This window comes from Kitasatospora sp. NPDC091257 (assembly GCF_044757675.1).
Taxonomy (GTDB): domain Bacteria; phylum Actinomycetota; class Actinomycetes; order Streptomycetales; family Streptomycetaceae; genus Kitasatospora; species Kitasatospora lactacystinica.
This window is the reverse complement of the sequence record NZ_JBIVVI010001530.1, coordinates 1-1,811: the sequence shown is the minus strand read 5'-3', so window position 1 is coordinate 1,811 and position 1,811 is coordinate 1. Positions and strand designations below refer to the sequence as shown.

Annotated in this window: 1 protein-coding gene and 2 pseudogenes; 1 reads left to right on the top strand and 2 read right to left on the bottom strand. The window is 72.1% G+C overall.

Annotated features, from left to right (window positions below; all coding sequences use genetic code 11):
• Together ACIQOV_RS39990 and ACIQOV_RS39985 are read right to left on the bottom strand one after the other, a co-directional pair.
• Nucleotides 1–940, bottom strand: a 940-nt coding sequence (locus ACIQOV_RS39990) for an ALF repeat-containing protein (RefSeq protein WP_401055863.1), incomplete at its 3' end; no start/stop codon positions are given.
• A 27-nt stretch (nucleotides 941–967) separates the two neighbouring features.
• A pseudogene (locus ACIQOV_RS39985) lies at nucleotides 968–1,393 on the bottom strand (hypothetical protein); the annotation flags it as partial.
• Nucleotides 1,394–1,620: 227 nt separating this feature from the next.
• Between ACIQOV_RS39985 and ACIQOV_RS39980 the strand changes: the two are divergent.
• Nucleotides 1,621–1,811, top strand: a pseudogene (locus ACIQOV_RS39980) (hypothetical protein); the annotation flags it as partial.

Below are 1,811 nucleotides of genomic sequence, written 5' to 3'. Positions count from 1 at the left end.
GCGTGGCGTTAGCGTCCGCGGCGATCTTCGCCGCGGCGTCGGCGGCGTCCGCCGCCACCCGCGCCTCGTGCGCCTTGGTCGCGTCACCGGCCGCGGCCGCGGCCGCCGTCCGCGCGTTGGCCGCGGCCCGCTGGGCCCCTGCCGCGGCGGCCGCCGCGTTCGACGCCGCGACGGCGGCGGCGCGCGCCGAGGCGTTGGCCGCGCGCGCGGCGGTCAGCGCCGTCTGCGCCGCCGCACCCGCGCGGTCGGCCGCGCTGGCGGCCCGGTTCGCCGCCTCCGTGGCCTTGGCCGTGTCATTACCGGCCTGCTGCGTCTCGATAGCCGCCCGCGCGGCATCCGCCTTGGCCAGCTCCGAGTTGTGGACCGCCTGGTCCTTGGCCTCGAGCGCCGCGGCCGTCTCCTGGGCCGCCTGCGCGCTCGCGTCCTTCGCCTGCTGCGCCAGCTGCGCGATGCTCGCGCGCTCCTGGTCACGGCTCTGCGCGATGTACTGACCGGTCGCCAGGAAGTCGCGCACGTCCTGGATCGACCCGTTCAGCGCGATCCGCGCCGCCGCCTGGACGTTGGGGCCACCGGAGCTCAGGATCTGGACCAGCTTGACCCGGTCGTCGCTGTCCTTCGCGGTGAACTGGGTCTCCGTCAGGAACTTCTGCAGGTCGTCACCGGTGTTGCTGCGCAGCGCGGCATCACCCGCCGCCTGGAGATTCCGCCCGGCGCCCATCGCGGGGTCGGTGATCCGGGTGATCCACAGCCGCCGGTCCGCGTCGAGGGCCGCTTGCCAACCGCCCTCCAGGAAGGCGCGCCGATCCGCGGCCGTCCCGTCGATGGCCTTGTCCGCGGCCTCGCGGACCTTCGGCCCGCCCACGCTGGAGATCTGCGTGGCAGCGAGCAGGTCGTCCGCACTCTGCGCCCCGGCGAGCTCGTTCTCGACGAACCGCTTCACGTCCTGGTCGGAGCCCGCGAGCGCGGCCTCCGCGAGTGCGTGGAGCCGGGGGCCGCCGTTGAGCCACGCCTGCACCGCACGCTCGCGGTCGCTCGGCTGGACCTGTCCGACGGCCGGCCCGGTGGCGGCGGCGCTCGGACCCGCGGCCCCCACCAGCCCCGCCGTGAGCGCGAGCGGCAACAGTCCCAGGGAGAGCCTGCCCAACAGCGGCGGCCTTCCCCTCCCTCGCCGTCGTGAGCGGGATATCGATTGGCGCACGGGAAACCTCCACTGTCGACGTCGGCCGTATCCCGGCCGCGGCGGAGCCACGATAAATGACGTCTCATCAGAGCGTCCACGAATTCTGGGAGTTGCCGGGCAAAGCGAGCGCAATGAAACACCCGACGGCGAGCATAGCCAAGCAAATACAACCGCATCGCCAACAAGCACCCAATGACCTTGAAAGCATGACATCTTGCCTGGCCAGTCGCCGAAAGCGGTTGTCCGGGCACCAGCCCGTCTGGTTCGATGGGCCGGATTCCGCCTGCGGCTCCGACATCTGTGACGCAGTCAATTCATGTCATTCGCACCGACAATGACGTTGCGCCACGCCCGGCTGGTTCTCCCACCATTCAGGCCGGTCACCCGATTCCGAAGATCTGCCCATCAGGGCAACGCGAGATGAACGAAAAGGATTAGGCATGTCAAAGCGCATGTCCCGCTGGCTCGTTGGCGGCGCCGTCGCCGCGGCCGCCACGCTCGGCGTCACGGCGATCGCCTCCGCCGACGGCACCCCGGCGGACAACTCGGCCGCGCCGGTGGCCGTCGAGGACTTCGTCCACCCCGGCCCGGCCCCGTACCCCAACGTGAAGCTGCTGCGCGGCGACGGCCA